Raw genomic sequence first — 21,156 nt, 5'->3', positions numbered from 1 at the left:
TGTTCACCCCTCTTTTTTAAAAAAAGCAGAAATCATTGCTGCGCCGGCCGCGCCTGCTTTAATCACAGTCTTTACGTTACCTGAGTGAATGCCGCCAATTGCGATGACAGGAATAGAAACGGCTTTTGTTACGTCTCGCAGCGCATCCAATCCGCGGCCAGGGAGGCCTTCTTTTGAAAGAGTTGTGAAGATGTGACCAAAGTAAATATAGTCAGCACCATCCATCTCTGCCTGTCTCGCTGTATTCACAGAATGAGTAGATTTGCCCGCTTGTATATTCGGATAGGAATGTTTGAATGTTTTTAGCCGTTCATCGAATTCTGTAAAGTGAACCCCTTGCAGCCCATAATGAACAGCAAGATCAGGGTAGGAATGAACGATTAATTTTTCAGGCGGAATCCCGCTTTTTATGAGGTGCTGTATTTTTGAATCAATGTCTGTTTCCGGTAACTGCTTTTCACGTATACAAATCGCGTCAACATCTGGATAAAGAGAGGCAGATGTCATAATGGCTTTTTCAGAAAGGCCGGTACCGTCTGTCACTGCATGAATCAAATGCATCATCTCCATTTTTAAACATACAAAAAGCGCTGCTATCCACATCGGGAAAGCAGCGCTGTATAAGTAAGACAATATAAAGAAAGGTCTCGCCACTTTCCTACGCCAGTACGAACTGGATCAGGTTCCAGGAATCCCAAAGTAATCACTTTGATCTCAGCCTTTTAAAAAGGCACCTCCAGTGGATTGTATTCAGTTTTTCTTAGCTTATCATACTATTCAGATAATGTCACCTATGAAAATAGTTTAAATAAGCCAAAAAGCGTTCGATCAACAATATGGTTCAACGTAGTTTTAACATAAAAGATAGATTAAAAGTAGATGGAGGAGGGTATTTGAAAAGCGAATTTTATTTTATTTTTTGTAAAAATTTGTCGTGAAATATGTTTCATAATATGCGCATCGAGGGAATAGAATAAAGGTAATAAGAAAAAAAGGGGAAGACCATATGCAAATAACAGAGAATGAACAAATGATATGGATTGAACGGTTAATGGAAAAGGGGATTTTTAAATATGAAGACCGTCAGCTTTATGAATTAACGGTTGATGAATTGATTCGTTTAAATAGTTTAAATAATAGAAACAACTAAATAAATAATTAATCAAGAAAAAAGCTTGAACGCAAATGACTGCGTTCGAGCTTTTTTAACGTTGAATGGGCAATAGAATATATGATTCTCTGCGTAATCGCGAAGTTAAATTTATAGGAAAGAGGGAGGAAAAATCATAAACTTTTTATTTCACGTATGAAAAAGAGAATGGCGGGTAATAAGAAGAGAGATGTTTAAATTAGTGGTTAAAGATGGGGTCAAGTAAAGTCATGAAAGCAGCAATAACAAATACTAAGCTGAAGTTATGAACAAAAAATAGAAAGAACGGAGATGATTGATTGAATTATACACTCTGGATTGGCAGTTATGCGAAAAAGGAAGAACCTGGCATTTATAAAGTAAACGTGGACACGGACAATGAAACGTTAAATGTGACGGACCGCTATGCCGGGGTTGAAAATCCTTCTTTTTTATCAGAAGCAGACGGTTATTTATTTGCGGCTTCCGAAACGATGGAGGGCCAAGCGGCTCTTTTTAAAATGCATGAAGATGGATTAGACAGAAAAGCAGCAGCAGATGCGGGTGAAATGGCGCCCTGTCATATTTACGCAGAAGGAACATCCGCCTGGACCGCTAATTACGGGGGATCCGTAACAAAATATGAACGTGACGGCGACCGCTTGACGAAAACAGCATTTGTGAAACATGAAGGAAGCGGGCCGAATGCAGAACGGCAGGATGCGCCGCATGTTCACTCTGTTACGCCATTTCCAGATGGGGTTCATATAGTCGCGTGCGACCTTGGAACCGATACACTTGCTGTATATGAAAAAAACGAACTTAAGCTCGTAAAAGAAGTGAAAACAGCACCGGGTTCTGGACCAAGGATGGCGCTTTTTCATCCGGACATGCCGGTTTTATATGTTATTAATGAGCTAAATTCAACTGTTTCAATTTACAAGGTGGAAACAGGGGGGTACATGGTGCATCTAGACACAGTCGCCGCTCTTCCTGAAGGATACAAAGGCGTTCATACAGGCGCCGATTTACAAATGAGTCCTGATAAGAGGTTTCTATACGCGTCTGTTCGTGGGTGGAATGGATTTGCTGTTTTTGATATTCAAGGGAAAGGGGCACTTTCACAGCCGCGTCACGTAGAAGGGGTAGGTAAAACGCCGCGCAGTTTTTACGTATTGCCAGATGCACCCTATTTAATTACAGCTTATCAAGATTCAAATGAACTTGCCTTATTTAAACTAGAAGAAAATGGCCTGCCCGTTTTTACAGGTGAGAAAATTACAATTCCAGCACCAGTATGTGTCATTAAGAAAGGAGAAAAGTAAATGGATATTTCATTAAAAGGAAAAACAGCACTCGTCACAGGGGGAGGTTCTGGCATTGGCCGTGCAACGGTCATTCGTTTTGCGGAAGCGGGAGCCAATGTCGTGCTTTTGGATCGGAGCCCGGAAAATTCAGATGAATTAGTGAAAGAAATTGGTGAAGATCGCGTTTTTCATGTGAAAGCGGATGTGTCAAAAGCAGAGGAGATGGAAAAAGCGATTAATGAGGCGGCTGCGAAATGGGGCGGACTTGATATTGTATTTGCAAATGCTGGGCAAAACGGGACATTCACACCGCTTGAACATTTGGATCCAGACGATTGGAATTCTGTTATGATGACGAATTTAACCGGTACCTTTTTAACGTTAAAATATACTATACCTTATTTGAAAAAGAACGGCGGAAGCATCATTATTACATCGTCTATTAATGGAACACGAACATTTAAAAATTTTGGCTTTTCTGCCTATGCAACAACGAAAGCGGGTCAAGTCGGTCTTGGCAAAATGGCTGCTGTTGAACTTGCACAGTTTAAAGTCCGAGTCAATGTGGTTTGTCCGGGTGCAATTGAAACGAATATTGATGAAAGTACCAACATGGAAGAGGAAAAATTAAAAGAAATTCGTATACCAATTGAGTATCCGAAAGGCAATCAGCCGCTTGCAGGAGGTTCTGGAAAGCCGGAACAAGTCGCGGATCTCGTTCACTATTTGGCAAGTGACGCTGCAAGCCATGTGACTGGTTCGGTTGTTTATGTAGATGGAATCGAATCATTATTGTGACTTTTCTGACAAAGAGGGAAATTTGTCGAAACTTTTTTAAATTACTGGGATGTTTGCGAAAAAGAACCCTATGGATTCAGCCGTGAGAGTGGTCAGAATAGTGTAGAGCCTATTACAGTGCCCGAAGAAGTCAGCAACAATGCAGTAGAGATGCTAACACAATAAAAAGTATGGAGCCCTTGTTCAATAGTAGGGCTCCTTTTTTGAAGGAAGGACACATTCCGGAACACGCATATGGAACTCATTTTGACCAATATTCGCTATTTGCTCTACTTATTATTCGCAATCGATAGTTAGTGTAGTCACGGTTAGAACAAATGAACGGTAAAGGGGAATAGTATAATGCGAATTCCAGAGGAGTTAGCAATTTTAGGGAAAAAAAGGATTGATTCATATCCAGTCGAAGGGTTTGTATACGGAAGCGGTCCGGAATATGCAAAAGTGATGCTTGTCGGTGAAGCACCCGGTGAAACAGAAATCGGCAACGGCATTCCATTCAGCGGACGCGCGGGTAATGAATTGATGAAGTTTTTGGAGATAGCCGGTGTCACAAGAGAAGAGGTATACATAACGAGTGCCGTCCGGAGCCGGCCTTATAAATGGGGTGAGAAAAACGGTCCGGACGGAACAAAAATTAAACGAAAATACAATCGGGCGCCGACAAGTGGTGAAATCATGGCTCATGCACCGCTCTTAGATTATGAAATTGAACATGTAAAGGCTCCGGTGATCGTCACACTTGGCAACATAGGTTTAAAGCGGCTTATCGGCAAAGAAAAAAAAGTATCTGAGCTTCATGGTAAATTGCTTATTCAGCCCCTTATACGCTTGAATGAGGATAAATATGAATGGACGGAAAAAGAATACCGAATCTTTCCGACCTTTCATCCAGCGGCTATTTTCTACAATCGCCGTTTACTGGAACTTATTCATTCCGACATGAAAAATTTGCGTACATTACTGGGGAATCTTTCGGTGAACGAGCAATCCAATTAAAACGAATAGCATAAGAGAAGCGAGTGCCATTCGGCTTGCGATATTACCATAGTCGGCGAGTAAGAGCGTGATCGTTCCGTATATAAGAGGGCCAACAATCGCTGATAATTTACCTGAAAAAGCGAACAAACCGAAAAATTGGCCGCGTTTTTCCTCAGGTGACAGTTCAATAATAAAAATGCGCGATGTCACCCAGATGGCGCCAAGCGAGATGCCGAACAGGCTGCCGGTTACCCAAAACATAGGACGGTTCATTGCCAGCGTGCCGAGGAGTAAAGCAAAGAATAAAATAAGTCCAACATAAAAGATGGCCTTTTTTGCACCAGCAGCCCGAGTAATATAGCCAAAAATAAACGAGCCGGCAATACTTGAAACCGTGGATACAAGATAAAGCAAAATGAATTCACCAGATGTAAAACCGATAATTGCTTTTGCATAGACAGCCATCATCGCAATCGCTGTGGCAATCGCGTCATTCATAAAAAAATAGACAATCATAAACAAAAAAATCGGCCGGTATCGGCGCATCTCTTTAAACGTATGCCAAACGTCGCGGTATCCGGCGAAAAATGGTCGTTTATCTAAGACAGGTCCTGGTATTTCCTTGTATAAAAAGAGCATAGGCATCGTAAAGATAAAAAAGAGAACAGCGGTTGGAATAAAAGCATCTGCATAATTGCCATCACTTACGAGCGGATAGACAGCTAATCCGACAAGCGTCCCTATATAACCGACTGCGACTCCAAACCCGGACAGCACAGCCATCGTGTCTTTTGTTCCGATATCCGGCAGCATCGCATCGTAAAAAATTAAACTGGACTGATAAAAGAACTTTGCGGCAACAAATAATGCAACGACTGCGGCAAATGCTGCCGGAAGTCCGCCAAATTGGCCAAGACTGAGCGGGGCTATCAAGCCCATTAACGCAGTGAAGATAATGGCTGCCAGCGCAAATGCCATGACATATCGTTTTTTTCGTCCAGTCCGGTCGATCCATACACCAAACAGCGGGGAAAATAATACGAGGAAAAAACTTGATACGGCGTTCGCATAAGATAAAAACGTACTGGCAATTTGATCGAGCCGCTCGTCTCCCCCGGCTGCTTCCTGTACATAAAACGGGAAAAAAATCGTCGTAATATTTGATGAAAAAATCGTATTAGCAAAATCATAAAGCGCCCATGATAGTACCGGGAATGTTAAAAATAATTTCCAACCCTGACTTTTTTGCATAAAAACACCTCCATTTTATTAGTAATTCGCACTTTTATGAAGGCATCCTGCCATTTACAATAATTTAACGTTTAAACCAATTAACCTTATAGGAATTTAAATCATTTTCAGTTATACTGAAATTAATTAAGGCATCTTTTTCTGTTTTGCGTTAAAATAAAGTGAATCTTCTATCAGCGGAGGTTTTCTTTCGTCCTCCGCTGATGGTTAGATGAACGAATCGGGCTTTTACGGGCAGTTTGTCCCCTACTTATCCTTTTTCGATTTCTCCAGACTTGAAGTGGGGGGTCTTACAGCCCGTTAACCTGCGATAAAACGGAATATATACATAAAGTGAGGGAAAACACATGGGAAAAACATTTATTTTTGGTCATAAAAATCCGGATACGGACACAATCTGCTCAGCGCTTGTTTATGCAGACTTGAAAACGAAGCTAGGCTTTGACGTAGAAGCAGTTCGTCTTGGGGATGTAAACGGTGAAACTGAATATGCATTGAAACAATTTAATAAAACAGCACCGCGTCTCATCGAAAAAGCTGCACCTGAAGTCGAAACGGTTATTCTTGTCGATCATAACGAACGTCAGCAAAGTGTTGACGACATTGACGATGTAAGGGTTCTTGAAGTCATCGATCATCATCGTATCGCAAACTTTGAAACAGCGGACCCGTTGTATTATCGGGCTGAGCCAGTCGGCTGTACAACAACGATATTGAACAAATTGTACAAAGAAAATGGTGTGGAAATTGAAAAAGATATCGCTGGCTTAATGCTGTCTGCAATTATTTCTGATTCTCTCTTATTTAAATCACCAACTTGCACAGAAGAAGATGTAAAAGCAGCGAAAGAATTAGCCGCAATTGCTGGTGTAAACGCAGAAGAATATGGTCTTGATATGTTGAAAGCTGGTGCGGACTTAGGCGGAAAAACAGCTGCAGAGCTTATTTCTATTGATGCAAAAGTATTTCCAATGGGCAGCAAAAAAGTTGAAATTGCTCAGATCAATGCAATTGATCCAGCTGACGTTCTAGCCCTTAAAGCAGATCTGGAAGAAGCGGTAAATAATGTGATTGGTGAAAAAGCATTAGACTTGTTCCTCGTTGTCATTACGGATATTTTAAACAGCGACTCTGTTGCAATTGCGTTGGGAGCGGAAGCATCTGCTGTTGAAGAAGCATATAATGTGAAGCTTGATAACAATACGGCTCTTCTAAAAGGCGTTGTATCACGCAAAAAACAAATTGTTCCCATTTTAACAGAAATTTTACAGGCGAAATAAGAACTTATCTTTCCGTTCGAAAAGGATCTTCTTTTCGAACGGATTTTTTTTTAAAAAAGCAAGGTTTATCGAATAAAATGAATGCGCTTTCAAGAAGGGTGCTTTTTTTTATGTAAAAAATAGTTATAATAAAAGAAATAAAGAGTAGGAGCGTGAACGTGTGAGCAATGAATCAATAACGGAAATTGAACCAAAAACGGGACTTGAATCACAGACGGAAAAAGAGATCCAGCTCCAAAAAAAGCACCAAAGATTGACTTTTAGAAAGTGGATTAAACGAGTTTTATTTATTTTTACTGGTGCGGTTATGATGGCTGTTGGAATTGAAATTTTTCTTGTGCCAAATTCGATTATGGATGGCGGAATTGTCGGGATCTCCATTATTTTGTCGGAATTGACTGGTGTGAAGCTCGGTCTGTATTTATTCTTATTAAATATTCCTTTCTTTTACCTCGGCTATAAACAAATCGGAAAAACGTTTGCGTTATCAACGATTTTCGGTATCGCGGTTTTATCGATTGCCTCTACTTTTTTTCATCCCGTCCCCGCGTTTACAGAGGATATTTTACTTGCGGCAGTATTTGGGGGGCTGGCGCTCGGAGCGGGTGTCGGCATCGTTATTCGTTATGGAGGTTCACTCGACGGGACAGAGATACTCGCCATTTTAATTAATAAAAGACTCCCTTTTTCTGTAGGCGAAATTGTCATGTTCTTTAATATTTTTATTTTTCTATGGGGTGGATTCGTATTCGGATGGGACCGGGCGATGTATTCCGTACTTGCCTATTTTATCGCCTTTAAAACAATTGATGTTGTTATCCAAGGTCTTGATGAATCGAAATCAGCATGGATCATTAGCGACCAATACCAGGAAATTGGGGAAGCCATTATTGCCCGTCTTGGACGCGGTGTGACCTATTTGAATGGGGAAGGTGCATACACAGGTGATCAGAAGAAAGTTATTTTTTGTGTAATTAACCGTCTTGAAGAAGCAAAACTAAAATCGATCGTGGAGGATATGGATGATAGTGCGTTTCTCGCAGTAGCAGATATCGCAGAAGTGCGCGGCGGTCGATTTAAGAAAAAAGACATTCATTAATACTGAAACAATTAAAGTTGAATTTAATGGTACATCCAAAATCCCGATGGATGGCAGCACTATTGCCGGTTTTGATGCAGAAGGCAAAGTAAACCGTGAAGATTACGGCTTAACTTGGAATGCTGCACTGGAAACAGGTGGGGTACTTGTAGGGAAAGATGTAAAATTCAGTGCAAATTTTGAATTTATAGTTGGTGAATAAATGGCAGAAGCTTCAAAGTCAATGAGACTTTGAAGTTTTTTTATCGAAACTGGGCAGAATTAATGAAACTTTTTACTTTTTAAAACGTATTTATTCGCATACTGTATAAAAGAGGAGAGGATATATATGTTTGGAAAAGTGGCAGCGGATGTGCTTGGATTAAGCGATGTTGGTGCAGTGATTAAACCAGCGGATTACGATAAGGTAGATGCTGATGATTACATTATGCATGAAGATAATGAAAAAATTTATTTTTTAATTAAATCAAAAGCAGATGAGTATTGCTTCACAAATCTTGGTCTCGTTCATGTTGATGGTGCGAATGCGGTTAGCAAAAAGAGAATGCTGCGCCGATTCAACTATGTCACCAATCGAGTCTCCAATGTTATGCTTGAGACGGCGGGGACAGTTGACCTTGATGTAGAAATTAAATTTACGCTTGGCAATGAAACGTATTCGATTGATGTGCATAAAAAACATTTAGAGGAATTAAAAGATTTGTATAAGGCTTTATTAAAAATTGCTGAAATGCAACAAGAAAATGAGCGTTATCTTGGCTATTCACAGCAAAGTCTTGATATGTCAGCAAGCAGCATTCAACATATTACGAAGACACAAATCGATCTAGCGGGTGAATTCGAAAAAATAAATAATTATGCATTTAACTGGTTAGTGCAATCAAGCTCAAGATACCGCGCGAAAGATTTTGGGAAAGTGTTTGAAAAATATATTAATAACTAGAAATGCAATTATAAAAAAATGAGGAGCACTCTGCAGAGTGCTCCTCATTTTTCAATATTCGACTGTTAGAGATTCAAGTTCAGACTGTTCACACGGAACAGCGTTATAGCCTAGCTGTTCAACTTTGCTGATCATAGTAGAGCAGTTGCCGCCAACGATTAAAAAAAGACGGTCGCGCTGTACCTTTTCACGGATTGATGACAGCATGCCGAAAAGAGCGGATGTCTTTTCTTCTGACAACGTTTGTGTGAAGGAAGACGTCGATTCGGTAACAGGGATGATCCACAGTTCACATTCATCTTCCGTTTGCAACAGCTGTTCAAAGACTTCCGCTTTTTCAAGCGGGGTTCTCATCGTATCGTCACGAAGCTCATATACTTCTTTATCGATTATCACATTTTCTACAAAAGGGCGGCTATCTTTCTGATCAAAAACTTTAATGTCCAATTTGGACGGTTCAATATGCTTATTCATCTATTTCTCTCCTCTGCCTGTTAAAACTAGGTTTATATGCTTTTTAACAACATATATATATACCCGTTTTGAGAGAAAAGTAAACCTTTTTATACGATCGTCAAAATTTCATTTAACCGGCTGATCGTATAGTGTGGGTTTGCCCCATCAATGATTTTGCCTTCGCCGTGATCAATCCATACAGAATCAATGCCAGCACGCGTTGCGCCAAGAATATCCGTTCCTTGATTATCGCCAACCATAAGGGCGTCTTTCGCTTCGACATTCATTAGGTTCAGTGCATGATCAAAGATGGCTTTTTCCGGCTTGCCAAACCCGAAATGACCCGAAATTAAAATGTGGTCAAAATAAGGGACAAGCTCTGAAGTCATTGTTAATTTTTCTAACTGAAGTGAGGGGGCTCCGTTCGTCAGTAAAAGAAGATGGTACCCTTTTTCACGAAGTTCATTTAGTACATCGAACGTTTCTTCGTAGACAAATGGTGAGTTACGGCGCACGGAACGGAAACGCTCACGTGCCCATTCCGCTTCTACAAGGGGGATACCTGCTGCAGAAAAGCCATTTTGCCAAGTTTTCAGCTGATAATCTGCAATGTTTTCGCCCATATCACGGAATGGTTTGTAATGAATATCACCAAAATTACCCCACAGTCCTTCAAACGGGTTAATGCCGATTGAAACCGTCACTGGATAAAAAGAATACGTTTCGTATTGCGCGCGGGCAGCAGTGCGGACATGCTGTTCAATCTCTCTAGCATCTTTTCCATATTTATCGGCAATCTCACCACATGTTACGTCAAATGCTGTTTGAATGCTTTTTTTATCATCCAGAAGTGTATCATCGAGGTCAAAGAATAGTGCTTTTTTCAAAATATTGTCTCCTTCATGTAGGTGTAGTCTAGGTGCTATTTCGACAAAAAACGTAAAAATCCTCTTTTTTGATAAAGAAAAGATAAAAATGGGGGTGAATTCATTCTGCGTCCGCTATTGTATTTCTTTCACTAAATTTAGCGAAAAAGGACACATAACGGTGTTCTTTTCATCATTTTTAGGGTATACCATGCTTAGGTGAAGAAGTATGAATTTAATAAAGTGGTCGTACACGAAGCGGTATAACATAAAAGCCATCTATGACGATTTTCCAAACTCAACCGTCATTTTTCGGCTTATCAACCAATATTACTTCATTTATAATGTCAAATGGTCGGAAAATGATCCGCCTGTGACGAAAGAGAATCTTGAACAAATGGAACAGCGATTAAATGACGAACTAGGCACTGGTCATTTTTACCGGAATCGTAAATCGAGAAAGCAGGAGGTTCCCACAGTGAAAAAAGCGATGATTATTGCGAATCCGTCATCTGGAAAAGAACAAGCAGAAGAACACATTGATCAAATAATGGAACAGCTTAAAAAATCGGGGTACAGCGTTGATGTATGTCTGACAGGAGGGGAAGGAGATGCGACGCGCTTTGCAAAAGAAGCATGCGAATCAAAGTATGATGCCGTTATCGCCATGGGGGGAGATGGGACAATGAATGAAACGGTCAACGGTCTTGCTGAACAGCCGCATCGTCCTGTTATGGGTGTCATACCTCTTGGAACAGTGAACGATTTTGCGCGTGCGCTCAATATACCGCTTGATCCGAAAGAAGCGATTGGTGTGCTGGGTGGCAAAACAAAATTGACCGATATTGGTAAAATAAATAATCATTATTTTTTAAACATTTTAGCGCTGGGAGGCATTGCTGAAGCGACTGGTGAAGTGACATCCGAAAAGAAAACATCACTGGGACCACTTGCCTATATTATTGAAGGGTTAAAAACATTGACGGATAAAACACCATTTACGATCAAAGTAGAGGCAGACAGCGGCATATATGAAGAAAAATCGCTTCTTTTTTTAGCAGCATTAACGAATTCAGTTGCTGGCTTTGAAAAGCTGGCACCTGATGCGAAAGTGGCGGATGGACAGTTTCACTGCTTTATTGTAAAAGATGTGGCGCTGCCTAAATTGCTGCGGATTGGGGCAAATTTATTAAAAGGGGACTTTCAAAACGATCCAGATGTTCTTTATTTCACATCGGAAAAATTAAGAATCAATTCATTAATGGAGTTAAAAGCAAATGTAGACGGTGATATGACAGAGGCTGTACCGCTTGAATTAAAAGTACTTCAAGGCCATTTAACCATTTTTGCTCCTTAAAATAGCTAAATAAACTATATTTTAGCAGGTGACAATGGAATCAAATCATCAGTTGTGTGCTTTTACGGTTTTGTTTTTTGTTATACTCAAAAAAATGAAACTAAGGAATAATTTGTGCGTACATATAGGTGAGGTGAAAACAAATGAGTTTTTTTAAGCGTCTGTTCAAAGGAGCTGACGAAAAAATTCCCGAAACTAAAGATCGTACGCTTTTAAATGTACGTGTAGGCGATTTCGTCACATATGATCTTGTCGATTATGAAGTGACCGGCAAGATTCATTATAATGACAGCGGTTATACGTGGGATGCATACCAATTGGCGGCAAACGGGAAAGTGTGCTGGCTCAGCGTTGAGCTTGATGATGAGCTTGAAGTGGGGATATATGAAACGATTCGCCTGCCAGGGCTTGAACTGGGTGCACGAAAAGTGACACATGACGGCCGCACATATCATTTAGAAGAGCAGGGACAGGCATATGTAAAAGGAGAGGGCCGCAGTGAGAACATCCATGGAAAAAATGTGGACTATTATGACTATGCGGACGATTCCGGAGAACATTTTTTATCTGTTGAAGTATGGGGCGGAGATGTCGAAGTCAGTTACGGGTATGAAATTGAAGAATATGAAGTGACTATCCTGGCGGGAAGCTAAACAAATTGGAGGAGATAACATGTTTCAATTTTTTAAACGGGTACAGACATATGTAGGGTCAGAGTTAAATGCGGCGCTTGAGAAAGCAGAAGATCCTGTTAAAATGCTTGATCAATTTATGCGGGAAATGGCCGCGGACATTCGCGATGCAGAAACTGCTGTAGCAAAACAGCTGGCAAATGAAAAAATGCTCAAAAAGAAATATGATGATGCGAATAGCATGGTGGAAAAGCGCCAGCAGCAAGCAATTGATGCGCTTGGAGCCGGAAATGAAGACTTGGCCCGCCGTGCGCTTGAAGATAAAAATGTTCACGCCCAGCAAGCAGACTCCATGCGTACCGCGCATGAACAAGCGGCTTCAGATGTCGCAGTTCTGCGTGATAAATTGTCCGAAATGAAGCGTGAGTATGAGGAAATGCGCTTGAAAAAAGATTCGTTAAAAGCGCGAGCAGAATCTGCAAAAACAAGAACAAAAATGAACCGGGCGATGTCGTCAGTTGGCGGTGATGAATCACGCCTCGGCTTTGAACGGATGGAAGAGAAAGTGATGCAGTATGAAGCAGAAGCGGAAACATCAGAAGATTTACGCGCTGGATCGCGTAGCTTGGATGACGAACTGGCTGCATTGAAGAAAAACAGTGCTGTTGATGACGAACTGGCCGCGCTTAAACAAAAGCTCGGAAAAGAATAAGGAACCGCGGCCCGTGTATATGGGCGGGCCGTTTCTGTTCATTTGGAGTGTTTTATTTATGACAAAAAAAGGATGGCTAACCGGTACGATTGCGTTTGTCGTATTTCTTGCTGCGTGCGGACTGTCAGAGGCGGATGAGTATATTGATGAAAATTATACGTTCATTGATGCTGTTCAAAACAATACAAGTTCAAATGACCGCGCGCTTGTATACCGGGTAAATAAAAGTGTCTCGGATACAGCAGCAGAATTAATTGAAGTACAGAAACCGGAACAAACTGGTAAAGAAGTAGACGGCAGGCAAGTACTCGTCTATGATGACGAGTTTATTATATTAACAGAAGATCCGGACAATCCAGGATCGACGCTTGTTGAAGTAGCAGAAGATGAGTTTGTCCGCACGCATTACAATCCCGGCTTCTTTTCGGGAATGCTGCTAGGTTCGTTTCTAAATGGCCGTTTCGGTTCAAACTGGGAGCGATCACAATCGAACAAGTGCCGTCGAAATAATGATGATTGCTACTCAGGCGGCGGATACTATGGTTCATTTTCGTCTGGTACATACGGGAGAGGTTCTGTATTTCGAGGCGGCGGTCCGGGATCAGGCAAGTAATAGTATATTAAGAGAGGGGATTCAATCGTGAACCCATTTTTGTTAACGTTTTTATATTATGCGATTGCCATTGCAGTCGTAGTAGTAGGTTTAGTGATTTTTGAACAAATAACGAGAAAGTATAAAGATTGGGATGAAATTAAAGGCCGCAATACAGCGGTTGCGTTGTCAATTGGCGGGAAAATTATCGGTATTTGCATTATTCTTATGTTTTCTATTTTTCACAATGATACCATTTTGGAAACAGTGTACTGGGGATTATTCGGGATGGTGCTTCAATTAATAGCCTATGTTCTATTTGAAGTGTTCACAAGAAATTTTTCAGTGGAAGAGCAGTTGAAAGAGGGAAATCTAGCAGTAGGCATCGTTTCATTCTCTGTTTCTGTTGGTCTGGCGTTTGTTATAGGCGCCTCGATTTCGTAAGGCGGTGCTGATGATATGACTGAACAGGAATCCAACCGGCAAAGCAGATCGATTTATTATGCATCAGGTATCGTATCGATTTGCGGAATCATATTTGAAGTGCTGTTCGGTGCTCTCGGTTCATATATTTTAGGAGATGGAGTGAAGCAGTATACGCTTACCATCTCCCTTTTTTTAACCGGAATGGGCGTCGGCGCTTACATAAGTGAAAAAATAACGAATCATTTGATTGCATCCTTTATTTGGATCGAATACGGCGTGGGCCTTATTGGCGGCTTTTCAGCGATGATGCTTTTTGGCGTTACAGCTTATTTGCCAGACGGGACAGATGCCCTTTTTTTATATGGTGTTACATTGTTTGTTGGCACCTTGACCGGTGTAGAATTGCCGATATTAATCCGTAAAGCAAATGAAATTGGTGTTTCCTTGCAAAAAAGTGCGGCGAAAGTGCTTTTTTCCGATTATGCTGGCGGGTTAGTAGGCGGGCTGCTCTTTTTATTTTTACTCCGTCCATACTTTGGTCTGGTCAAGACATCGTTTCTCGTAGCCCTTATTAATGTGGCCGTTGCGCTTTGGATTGTATTCCGTTTTAAAAAAGAATTGAAACGTTTCATTTTACATGCAGCATCGGGTATTGTATTGTTGCTTATTTTAATTGCAGGTGCTCTATTTGGAGAAGAAGCAGCATTTCATTTTGAACAAAAATTGTATCATGACCCAGTTGTGTTTTCCAAACAGACAGCGTACCAGCAAATTATTTTAACACGTGAGCAAGGGGATACACGTCTTTATCTAGATGGGCAATTACAATTCAGCTCATCTGATGAGCATCGATACCATGAAATCCTTGTGCATCCGGTGATGGCCGCTGCCAAGCGTCATGACAATGTCCTCGTTCTAGGCGGCGGGGACGGGCTTGCTGTGCGGGAGTTATTGAAATATGAAGATTTGGGAAAGGTAACACTCGTCGATCTTGATCCAGCTATGACTAACGAGGCCCGAACAAATCATTTATTGACGGAATTAAACGAAGGTTCGCTCGATGATGATCGTGTCAATGTGGTGAACGACGATGCATTTCAGTTTCTTGAAGCATCCACTGGTTTGTATGATGTTATTATCGTCGATTTACCAGATCCGAATAATGAATCGCTAAATAAACTCTATACACAGGAATTTTATTCACTTATCCGTAATCACTTGCAGCCGGATGGTGCTTCGATTGTACAGGCGACAAGCCCTGTTTTTGCGCCGGAAGTGTACTGGACGATTGATAAAACAATTAAAGAGACGGGATTGAAAACAGAAAATTTGCATGCAGATATTCCAAGCTTCGGCGGCTGGGGATTTATTTTAGCCTCGCGTGAACCTGTACAATTGTCTAAACTGAGTATTATAAGCAATACCCGATATTTAACGGCAGACATGCTTCTAGCACTGGGTGTATTTGGGAAAGATGAAGATGCTATTATCGAAGATGAGAATGGGCGCCCAGTGACATTACAACCGAATACATTAATACGGCCGAATTTAATTGAAGTTTATGAAAAATCGTGGCGTTTTTATTGAAAAGAGCCGCCTCACTACTGAAGTGACCCCATAAAGTTAGACAGGTTATTTCGTTAGGCTACTTGTTGGGCATGGACTCGGTATTGTACCGGGCTCATGCCTTTTAATTTTGCCTTGATTCGTTTGTGATTATAGTATTCTATATATTTTGCTAGTTCCTGTTTAAAGTGTTCCACACTTTCAAACTCTTTTAGGTAAAGAAGTTCTGATTTCATGGTGCCAAAGAAATTTTCCATAACAGCGTTATCGTAACAGTTCCCTTTTCGGGACATGCTTTGTATAATTCCTCGTTCACTAAGGGCATAACGGTATGGCTTCATTTGGTAGTGCCAGCCTTGATCCGAATGAATAAGAAGGGCATCTTGATCTGTTAAACGTTCGAAAGCTTGATCTAACATGGTTGAGACAAGTGAATAAGTGGGTCTTGAACCAAGTGTATAGGTGATGATTTCGCCATTAAATAAATCTAATATTGGCGATAAATATAATTTCTCTCCCATAATTTAAACTCCGTAATATCCGTAACCCACTTTTGGTTTGGGTTTTCAGCTTGGAAGCTGCGATCTAGAATATTTGGTGCGATCTTACCAACCGTTCCTTTGTAAGAGCGATATTTCTTCATGCGGACAAGACATTTTAGTCCTTGTTCTTTCATGATACGCTGTACCTTTTTGTGGTTTACTCTATGTCCGCGATTTCTAAGTTCATCACGAATACGGCGGTAGCCATAACGACCTTCATGTTCGTCAAAAATAGTTTGAATCAATACTTTCAGCTTTGTATCTGGATCAAGACGATCGAAGTTTTTCACCCAATAATAATACGTGCTGCGCGGAATATCTGCGAGCCGAAGAAGTGCTTTCACCGGAAATTCATGCCTTAATGCATAGACTACTTGTGCTTTGTCCTGTTTGGTGATTTTCCCTTGTTTTGAACTAAGGCATTCAACTTTTTTAAATAGGCATTCTCCATACGTAAACGTTCATTCTCCGCCTGTAATGCCTCTATTGATCCGTCATTAGGTACTTGAATATTTGTTGTCTTACTATTTTTATTTTTCATGGATAGAGGCCCCTTTTTCTTTGATTGCAGGGCATCAACCCCTCCTGCTTCATAAGAAATTTTCCACTTTCGAAGCGTTTCATAAGAGGGAATATTAAAAATCGCCGCTGTTTCCCTGATAGACGTTCTATGTTCGTTCATATAATTAAGTACATCTAGTTTAAACTGTGCGGGGTAGGATGTATAGCGTTTTTCAAAAGCATCATCACCGAAAAATTCATATTGTTTAATCCACTGTTGAAGCATACTAAGATGAACACCAATAGATTTAGCAATTGTTTTTCCTCCTTCATTACCATCTAAATATTGTCTTACTGCCTGTATTTTTTCTTCTGGAGAAAATTTTACCATAAAAAAACTGCACCTCCAATTGTTAGTTATGTCTAACAATTGGGGTGCAGTTCATACCTGGGGCGACCTTTTTGTGATTGGTTCTGTTATAAAACATTGTTGTTTCATCAATAATCGTGTTTAGCGTAGCTGTGCTATTCCGTCGCCGCAAGCAATTGGTCATTTAAGGCTTTCAATTCTTCCTCCATTGCAGTCAACATTTCTTCTGCTTTTGTCGTGCCATGTCCAGTAGACTCCAGTTTTTCAATGTCGCCTTGCACACGCATGTAATCCATTTTCAGTTCGGCAATTTTATATTCAATTTGTGCTTTTTTCATTAGAATCCCGCCTTTATGCATAATCGTCCTTTTATTTTACACGTGGAAAATAAAAAAGGCCACTGCATGAAGCAGTGAACCGATACTCATTTTTTAAAATTAAGAAGAAACAATGAACTCGATGGCAAGGTTAAGGAAAAATACCGTATGGACCGCCACAAAAATAAGTCCTTGTTTATTTAAACGCTTTGTCAATACTCGATCCATACCAATCACTCCTTAAGTAGTTTGTAAAGCTATCATACTACATGTTCACAAAAAATTCAAAACTTTTTTCGAAAATTTGTCACAAAAAAATAAAAGAAGCGAATTTCGCTTCTTTTAAAGGATTGGCGATAGTAATCTAGAAATGGATTCTTTAAACTTAATTAATAAAGAGCGCTGCTGATACAATTCAGGTGTTAATTCATAGGAGACCAGCATGTCATTCCTGAAAATTTTTGCAAGTGCTTTGCCGCTTTCATAATCATACATGAATGCATTCACTTCAAAATTTAATCGGAAGCTTCGCACATCAATATTAGCGGTACCAACTGAACTTAACTTTTCATCTACGACAATCGTTTTTGCATGAATGAATCCATTGTTATAAATATAAATTTTTGCTCCAGCTTTCATAAGTTCACCAGCATAGGAATAAGTAGCCCAGTAAACAAACATATGATCAGGTTTATTTGGAATCATAATTTTCACATCAATCCCAGACAAAGCAGCGATGCGGAGTGCATCTAAAATGCTCGCATCTGGAATGAAATAGGGAGTTTGAATGTAAATGGACTTTTTAGCGGTTGTAATCAGCTTAAAGTAACCGCTTTTAATTTGCTCCCATTCAGAATCTGGGCCGCTTGTGACTATTTGAAGTGCAACATCGCCTTTTGTTGCAGGTACAGGAAAAAGCCGTTCATGATACACAAAGTCATGCCGTTTTGATGCTTGGTTCCAGTCTAATATGAATCGTGTTTGAAGGGCATGAACAGCGCTGCCCTTCACCCGCAAATGTGTATCACGCCAGTAGCCGAATGATGGATCTTTTCCTAAGTATTCGTCACCAACATTAAATCCGCCCAAGTAGCCAATTTGTCCGTCAATCACGACGATTTTTCGGTGATTACGATAGTTAAGACGTAAATTAACGTAAGGAATAGGCGAAGGGAAGAACACTTCTACAACGCCTCCCGCTTCAATCAATTCCTTAAAATGGCGCCGTCTTAACTTTCTCGAGCCTAAGTCATCAAAAAGCACAAAGACTTCAATGCCTTCCTTTGCTTTTTCAGTTAAACAATGAATTAATTTTTTTCCAAGTTCATCAAAGCGGAAGATATAATACTGAAGGTGTATATGTTCTTTCGCATTACGTATATCCTCTATTAATGCTTCATACTTAGCATGGCCATCTATATAAATATCGACGCTGTTATCTTCAGATAAAAAAGCGTCATTGTGACTGAGCAGCATATATACCAGTTTTTCATTTTCCTGGGTATGCGGGTTGGCGAAAGGAAAAACACTTCCTTTGATGGCTTTTTTTTGATGATTGATCTGCTCTTCAATCCCGACTTTCTTTTTATCGTCCCAATCAAAGAGGCGGCTTCTGCTTAAATTTTGTCCAAAGACGAGATAAAGAAAAAAGCCCAGAAAAGGGATGAAAAAAAGGACCATAAGCCATGCCCAAGTGGCGCTAGGATCACGCCGTTCAAGAAAAATAACGACTACTGCGAATGTAACATTCAATGCGAATAAAGTATATGCAGCCCATGGCCAGATTGAAATATCGATTGTCACCTTTATCACCGACCTAATTGAAAATTGTCCTTACTGTTTATTATACAAGAAAAAAATAAGAATAAATCGGATTGAAATCAATGAAACGGGGAAAAAGAAGAATACATTTTAAAAAAACGAAACAAATTTTTATATAAAACGTATAAACAAAAAAACATTAAAGGGTGGATAACTGATGAAGAGTGCAGATAGGACTCGCGAAATAGTTGATAAAATTGCCAGGCTTGGTGTAAAAGTAACAGCAACAAAATCCAGATTAGAGATTTGGAAAGCACTGCAGGACAGTTGTGAAACGGCTGGCTCCACAAAAATGGTTACATCTTATCATATCGGATAAGGAAGGTGAATCATTTATGTGTTTTAAAAAAGTCCGGAAGCTATTCCCGGACTTTTTTCATGAACGACGGCGTATTTTTCTCAAGTACCAGACAATCGCAGCAATAAACAAGATGGCAAGGATTGCATAGACAATGTTTGAATATACATCCATGTATTCAACGATTGTATGCCATGAATCAGCAAATGCTGCACCGAGATTGACAAGAACTGTATTCCATATTAGCGTTCCAGCTGTCGTGAAGATTAAAAAGAGAAAAAAGTTCATGTTTGACATTCCAGCTGGGACAGAGATTAAACTGCGAATAAGTGGCACCATTCGGCAAAGAAACACTGTCCATACACCATACCTATCAAACCATTTATCCGCACGATGAATATCTTTTTTTGTGACACGAAGAAAACGGCCATACCGGTCAATAATTTTCTCTAAATTTTCCACATCAATTAACAGGCCGATTCCGTATAATACAACGGCTCCAATAACGGATCCAGCTGTTGATGCTAAAATAACGCCAGTAACGGTCAAATCCGTTGATCCGGTCATAACCCCACCAAATGTTAAAATCACTTCAGATGGAATCGGTGGAAATAAATTTTCAAGTGCGATTAAAAAAAAGACACCCCATAATCCATATTGCTCCATCATTGATATAATCCAATTTTCCATGGCCATTCCTTTCTCACAGAAGATTTGAGCTTAAAACGCCTAAGAAGAAATTATAGCACTTTACAGTTCATCTTCTCCATTAAAAAGACCCGCATTTAAAGCGGGATTAAGGATGATTCTTTGCCGAATATATTGATAAGGGTTGTTTCAAGTGAATGTTCTTTTTCAAAGCGGTACATGTCAATCCGTTTTTTCCACTTGCTACGCTCAATGTCATTGTCAATAATGGCTGTAATTTGCTGTTCGACCGGTTTATTATTTGTTAATTCATAAATAAGCTGCCGCTTTTTTAAATAGTCCGCATTAAACTCTTCCTGTCCAGGGAGAGCACCTGCAATAAAAACAGGCAGCTCTTTTTCAAGAACCTCACTGACAGTAATGCCGCCCGGCTTTGTAATAATGGCCGAAGCTTCTTCGTAATAACGGTTCATCTCTTCCCGGCTGCTCATGTAAGGAAGTGCCTTAATAAGTGGATGATTGAGAGATAGAATTAGCTCGCGTAGTTTTGCATTATGCCCGCATAGCACATTATACGTATATGAAAGTGTATCAGTTTGCAAATTGTCCAGCAGTTTTTCAAGGTGGCCAAGTCCGCTGTTGCCGCCAGCGATAAGGATAGAACGGTGTTCGGAATGCACATGCTCCACTTCAAATGAAGGATGTACAGGAATACCGGTTACAAAAATTCGATTCCCGGGCACATCAAACTTTGCAAGCCATTTTTTTGCTTCCAGATGAGGAACAAAATGATAGTCGATACTTTGTTTTCCCCACACGTCACTGACAAAAAAGTCAGTATAGACATTAATGACAGGTACGTCTATTTTTCGAAGTTGTTTCAAATGATTTAATAGCTTTGACGGGTAACTGTGTGTACAAATTATATAATCTGGACGTTCTTTTTCAAGCATGCGGGCAAGACGGAACTCAAAATATTTATCCCAGACGTGAATAGGCATGCGCTCATTTCGTTTGCCGTCCGGTGTATAAATAAATGATTTATAAAACTTGCTGTACGATTCGGGGTTTTTACTGATCCACTGCATGTACATTTTTGAAACGACTGTTTCAAGTGATTCATGACAATAGCTTAATAAATCTACCGTTTGAATTTGAGCGTCCGGTCGAACACAAGCAATGCGTTCAATAATGGCTTCCGCTGCTTTATGATGTCCAGATGGCAGACGGAATAAAGGAAGCACAATAATTTTCATATAATTTTGAC

Annotated in this window: 22 protein-coding genes, 2 pseudogenes and 1 riboswitch; of the genes and pseudogenes, 15 read left to right on the top strand and 9 right to left on the bottom strand. The window is 40.2% G+C overall.

Features of this window, described 5'->3' with window-relative positions:
* Nucleotides 1-3: 3 nt before the first annotated feature.
* The gene (locus tag ACZYRN_RS13380; protein ID WP_488912099.1) at nt 4-654 is read right to left on the bottom strand and encodes a thiamine phosphate synthase; all 651 of its coding nucleotides are present in this window, start codon (nt 652-654) and stop codon (nt 4-6) included.
* A riboswitch (TPP riboswitch) is annotated at nt 639-748 on the bottom strand. It overlaps the preceding gene by 16 nt.
* A gap of 258 nt (nt 749-1,006) precedes the next feature.
* Here ACZYRN_RS13380 and ACZYRN_RS13375 point away from each other — a divergent pair.
* The 4 genes from ACZYRN_RS13375 (at nt 1,007) to ACZYRN_RS13360 (ending at nt 4,230) form a co-directional block, all read left to right on the top strand.
* Complete coding sequence (locus ACZYRN_RS13375) at nt 1,007-1,150, top strand: Fur-regulated basic protein FbpA (protein WP_488912098.1); 144 nt, start codon at nt 1,007-1,009, stop codon at nt 1,148-1,150.
* A 299-nt stretch (nt 1,151-1,449) separates the two neighbouring features.
* On the top strand, nt 1,450-2,454 hold the full coding sequence (locus tag ACZYRN_RS13370) for a lactonase family protein (protein WP_488912097.1): 1,005 nt from the start codon (nt 1,450-1,452) through the stop codon (nt 2,452-2,454).
* Entirely contained in the window at nt 2,455-3,234 is a 780-nt protein-coding gene (locus ACZYRN_RS13365; protein ID WP_488912096.1) for an SDR family oxidoreductase, read from the top strand.
* A 342-nt stretch (nt 3,235-3,576) separates the two neighbouring features.
* Nucleotides 3,577-4,230: a uracil-DNA glycosylase gene (locus ACZYRN_RS13360; protein ID WP_488912095.1), complete on the top strand. Its 654-nt coding sequence runs from the start codon at nt 3,577-3,579 to the stop codon at nt 4,228-4,230.
* On the opposite strand, the gene ACZYRN_RS13355 is transcribed toward ACZYRN_RS13360, so the two are convergent.
* Nucleotides 4,192-5,463, bottom strand: coding sequence for an MFS transporter (locus ACZYRN_RS13355; protein ID WP_488912094.1), 1,272 nt, complete (start codon nt 5,461-5,463; stop codon nt 4,192-4,194). The genes ACZYRN_RS13360 and ACZYRN_RS13355 overlap by 39 nt on opposite strands.
* 347 nt (nt 5,464-5,810) lie before the next feature.
* On the opposite strand from ACZYRN_RS13355, the gene ACZYRN_RS13350 reads away from it, so the two are divergent.
* The 4 genes and pseudogenes from ACZYRN_RS13350 (at nt 5,811) to ACZYRN_RS13335 (ending at nt 8,785) form a co-directional block, all read left to right on the top strand.
* Nucleotides 5,811-6,743: a manganese-dependent inorganic pyrophosphatase gene (locus ACZYRN_RS13350; RefSeq protein ID WP_488912092.1), complete on the top strand. Its 933-nt coding sequence runs from the start codon at nt 5,811-5,813 to the stop codon at nt 6,741-6,743.
* Between the two features lie 226 nt (nt 6,744-6,969).
* Nucleotides 6,970-7,842 (top strand): YitT family protein, encoded by an 873-nt coding sequence (locus ACZYRN_RS13345; protein WP_488912299.1) that lies wholly within the window; start codon nt 6,970-6,972, stop codon nt 7,840-7,842.
* Nucleotides 7,829-8,044 (top strand): annotated as a pseudogene (locus ACZYRN_RS13340) (YceI family protein); the annotation flags it as partial. The gene ACZYRN_RS13345 and the pseudogene ACZYRN_RS13340, both read left to right, overlap by 14 nt.
* Nucleotides 8,045-8,170: 126 nt before the next feature.
* Nucleotides 8,171-8,785 carry a PH domain-containing protein gene (locus tag ACZYRN_RS13335; RefSeq protein WP_488912091.1) on the top strand — a complete coding sequence of 205 codons (615 nt, stop codon included), beginning with the start codon at nt 8,171-8,173 and terminating at the stop codon, nt 8,783-8,785.
* A gap of 51 nt (nt 8,786-8,836) precedes the next feature.
* Here ACZYRN_RS13335 and ACZYRN_RS13330 read toward each other — a convergent pair whose 3' ends face one another.
* Together ACZYRN_RS13330 and ACZYRN_RS13325 are read right to left on the bottom strand one after the other, a co-directional pair.
* Nucleotides 8,837-9,259: a hypothetical protein gene (locus ACZYRN_RS13330; protein ID WP_488912090.1), complete on the bottom strand. Its 423-nt coding sequence runs from the start codon at nt 9,257-9,259 to the stop codon at nt 8,837-8,839.
* 89 nt (nt 9,260-9,348) lie between these two features.
* On the bottom strand, nt 9,349-10,128 hold the full coding sequence (locus ACZYRN_RS13325) for an HAD family hydrolase (protein ID WP_488912089.1): 780 nt from the start codon (nt 10,126-10,128) through the stop codon (nt 9,349-9,351).
* A gap of 208 nt (nt 10,129-10,336) precedes the next feature.
* On the opposite strand from ACZYRN_RS13325, the gene ACZYRN_RS13320 reads away from it, so the two are divergent.
* From ACZYRN_RS13320 to ACZYRN_RS13295, 6 genes are all read left to right on the top strand, one after another.
* On the top strand, nt 10,337-11,464 hold the full coding sequence (locus ACZYRN_RS13320) for a diacylglycerol/lipid kinase family protein (protein ID WP_488912088.1): 1,128 nt from the start codon (nt 10,337-10,339) through the stop codon (nt 11,462-11,464).
* 143 nt (nt 11,465-11,607) lie between these two features.
* The gene (locus ACZYRN_RS13315; RefSeq protein WP_488912086.1) at nt 11,608-12,117 is read left to right on the top strand and encodes a DUF4178 domain-containing protein; all 510 of its coding nucleotides are present in this window, start codon (nt 11,608-11,610) and stop codon (nt 12,115-12,117) included.
* Nucleotides 12,118-12,136: 19 nt separating this feature from the next.
* The gene (locus ACZYRN_RS13310; RefSeq protein WP_488912085.1) at nt 12,137-12,808 is read left to right on the top strand and encodes a PspA/IM30 family protein; all 672 of its coding nucleotides are present in this window, start codon (nt 12,137-12,139) and stop codon (nt 12,806-12,808) included.
* Between the two features lie 58 nt (nt 12,809-12,866).
* Nucleotides 12,867-13,421: a DUF4247 domain-containing protein gene (locus ACZYRN_RS13305; protein WP_488912083.1), complete on the top strand. Its 555-nt coding sequence runs from the start codon at nt 12,867-12,869 to the stop codon at nt 13,419-13,421.
* A gap of 27 nt (nt 13,422-13,448) precedes the next feature.
* Entirely contained in the window at nt 13,449-13,844 is a 396-nt protein-coding gene (locus tag ACZYRN_RS13300; protein WP_488912082.1) for a DUF350 domain-containing protein, read from the top strand.
* 15 nt (nt 13,845-13,859) lie between these two features.
* On the top strand, nt 13,860-15,413 hold the full coding sequence (locus tag ACZYRN_RS13295) for a polyamine aminopropyltransferase (protein WP_488912081.1): 1,554 nt from the start codon (nt 13,860-13,862) through the stop codon (nt 15,411-15,413).
* A gap of 53 nt (nt 15,414-15,466) precedes the next feature.
* On the opposite strand, the pseudogene ACZYRN_RS13290 reads toward ACZYRN_RS13295, so the two are convergent.
* From ACZYRN_RS13290 to cls, 3 genes and pseudogenes are all read right to left on the bottom strand, one after another.
* Nucleotides 15,467-16,826, bottom strand: a pseudogene (locus ACZYRN_RS13290) (IS3 family transposase).
* 134 nt (nt 16,827-16,960) lie between these two features.
* Nucleotides 16,961-17,143, bottom strand: a complete 183-nt coding sequence (locus ACZYRN_RS13285) for an SE1832 family protein (RefSeq protein WP_488912080.1) — start codon at nt 17,141-17,143, stop codon at nt 16,961-16,963.
* A 321-nt stretch (nt 17,144-17,464) separates the two neighbouring features.
* The gene (cls, locus tag ACZYRN_RS13280) at nt 17,465-18,925 is read right to left on the bottom strand and encodes a cardiolipin synthase (RefSeq protein ID WP_488912079.1); all 1,461 of its coding nucleotides are present in this window, start codon (nt 18,923-18,925) and stop codon (nt 17,465-17,467) included.
* 175 nt (nt 18,926-19,100) lie between these two features.
* Between cls and ACZYRN_RS13275 the strand changes: the two genes are divergently transcribed.
* A complete protein-coding gene (locus tag ACZYRN_RS13275; RefSeq protein ID WP_488912078.1) occupies nt 19,101-19,262 on the top strand; it encodes an Lmo0850 family protein in 162 nt (53 codons plus the stop codon).
* A 57-nt stretch (nt 19,263-19,319) separates the two neighbouring features.
* Here ACZYRN_RS13275 and ACZYRN_RS13270 read toward each other — a convergent pair whose 3' ends face one another.
* Entirely contained in the window at nt 19,320-19,931 is a 612-nt protein-coding gene (locus ACZYRN_RS13270; protein WP_488912077.1) for a DedA family protein, read from the bottom strand.
* 95 nt (nt 19,932-20,026) lie between these two features.
* Complete coding sequence (locus ACZYRN_RS13265; protein ID WP_488912076.1) at nt 20,027-21,145, bottom strand: MGDG synthase family glycosyltransferase; 1,119 nt, start codon at nt 21,143-21,145, stop codon at nt 20,027-20,029.
* Nucleotides 21,146-21,156 lie beyond the last annotated feature (11 nt).

The organism is Domibacillus sp. F004 (assembly GCF_057814295.1).
Note: the sequence above shows the minus strand (reverse complement) of the source record. Positions and strands in the feature narration are given on the sequence as shown.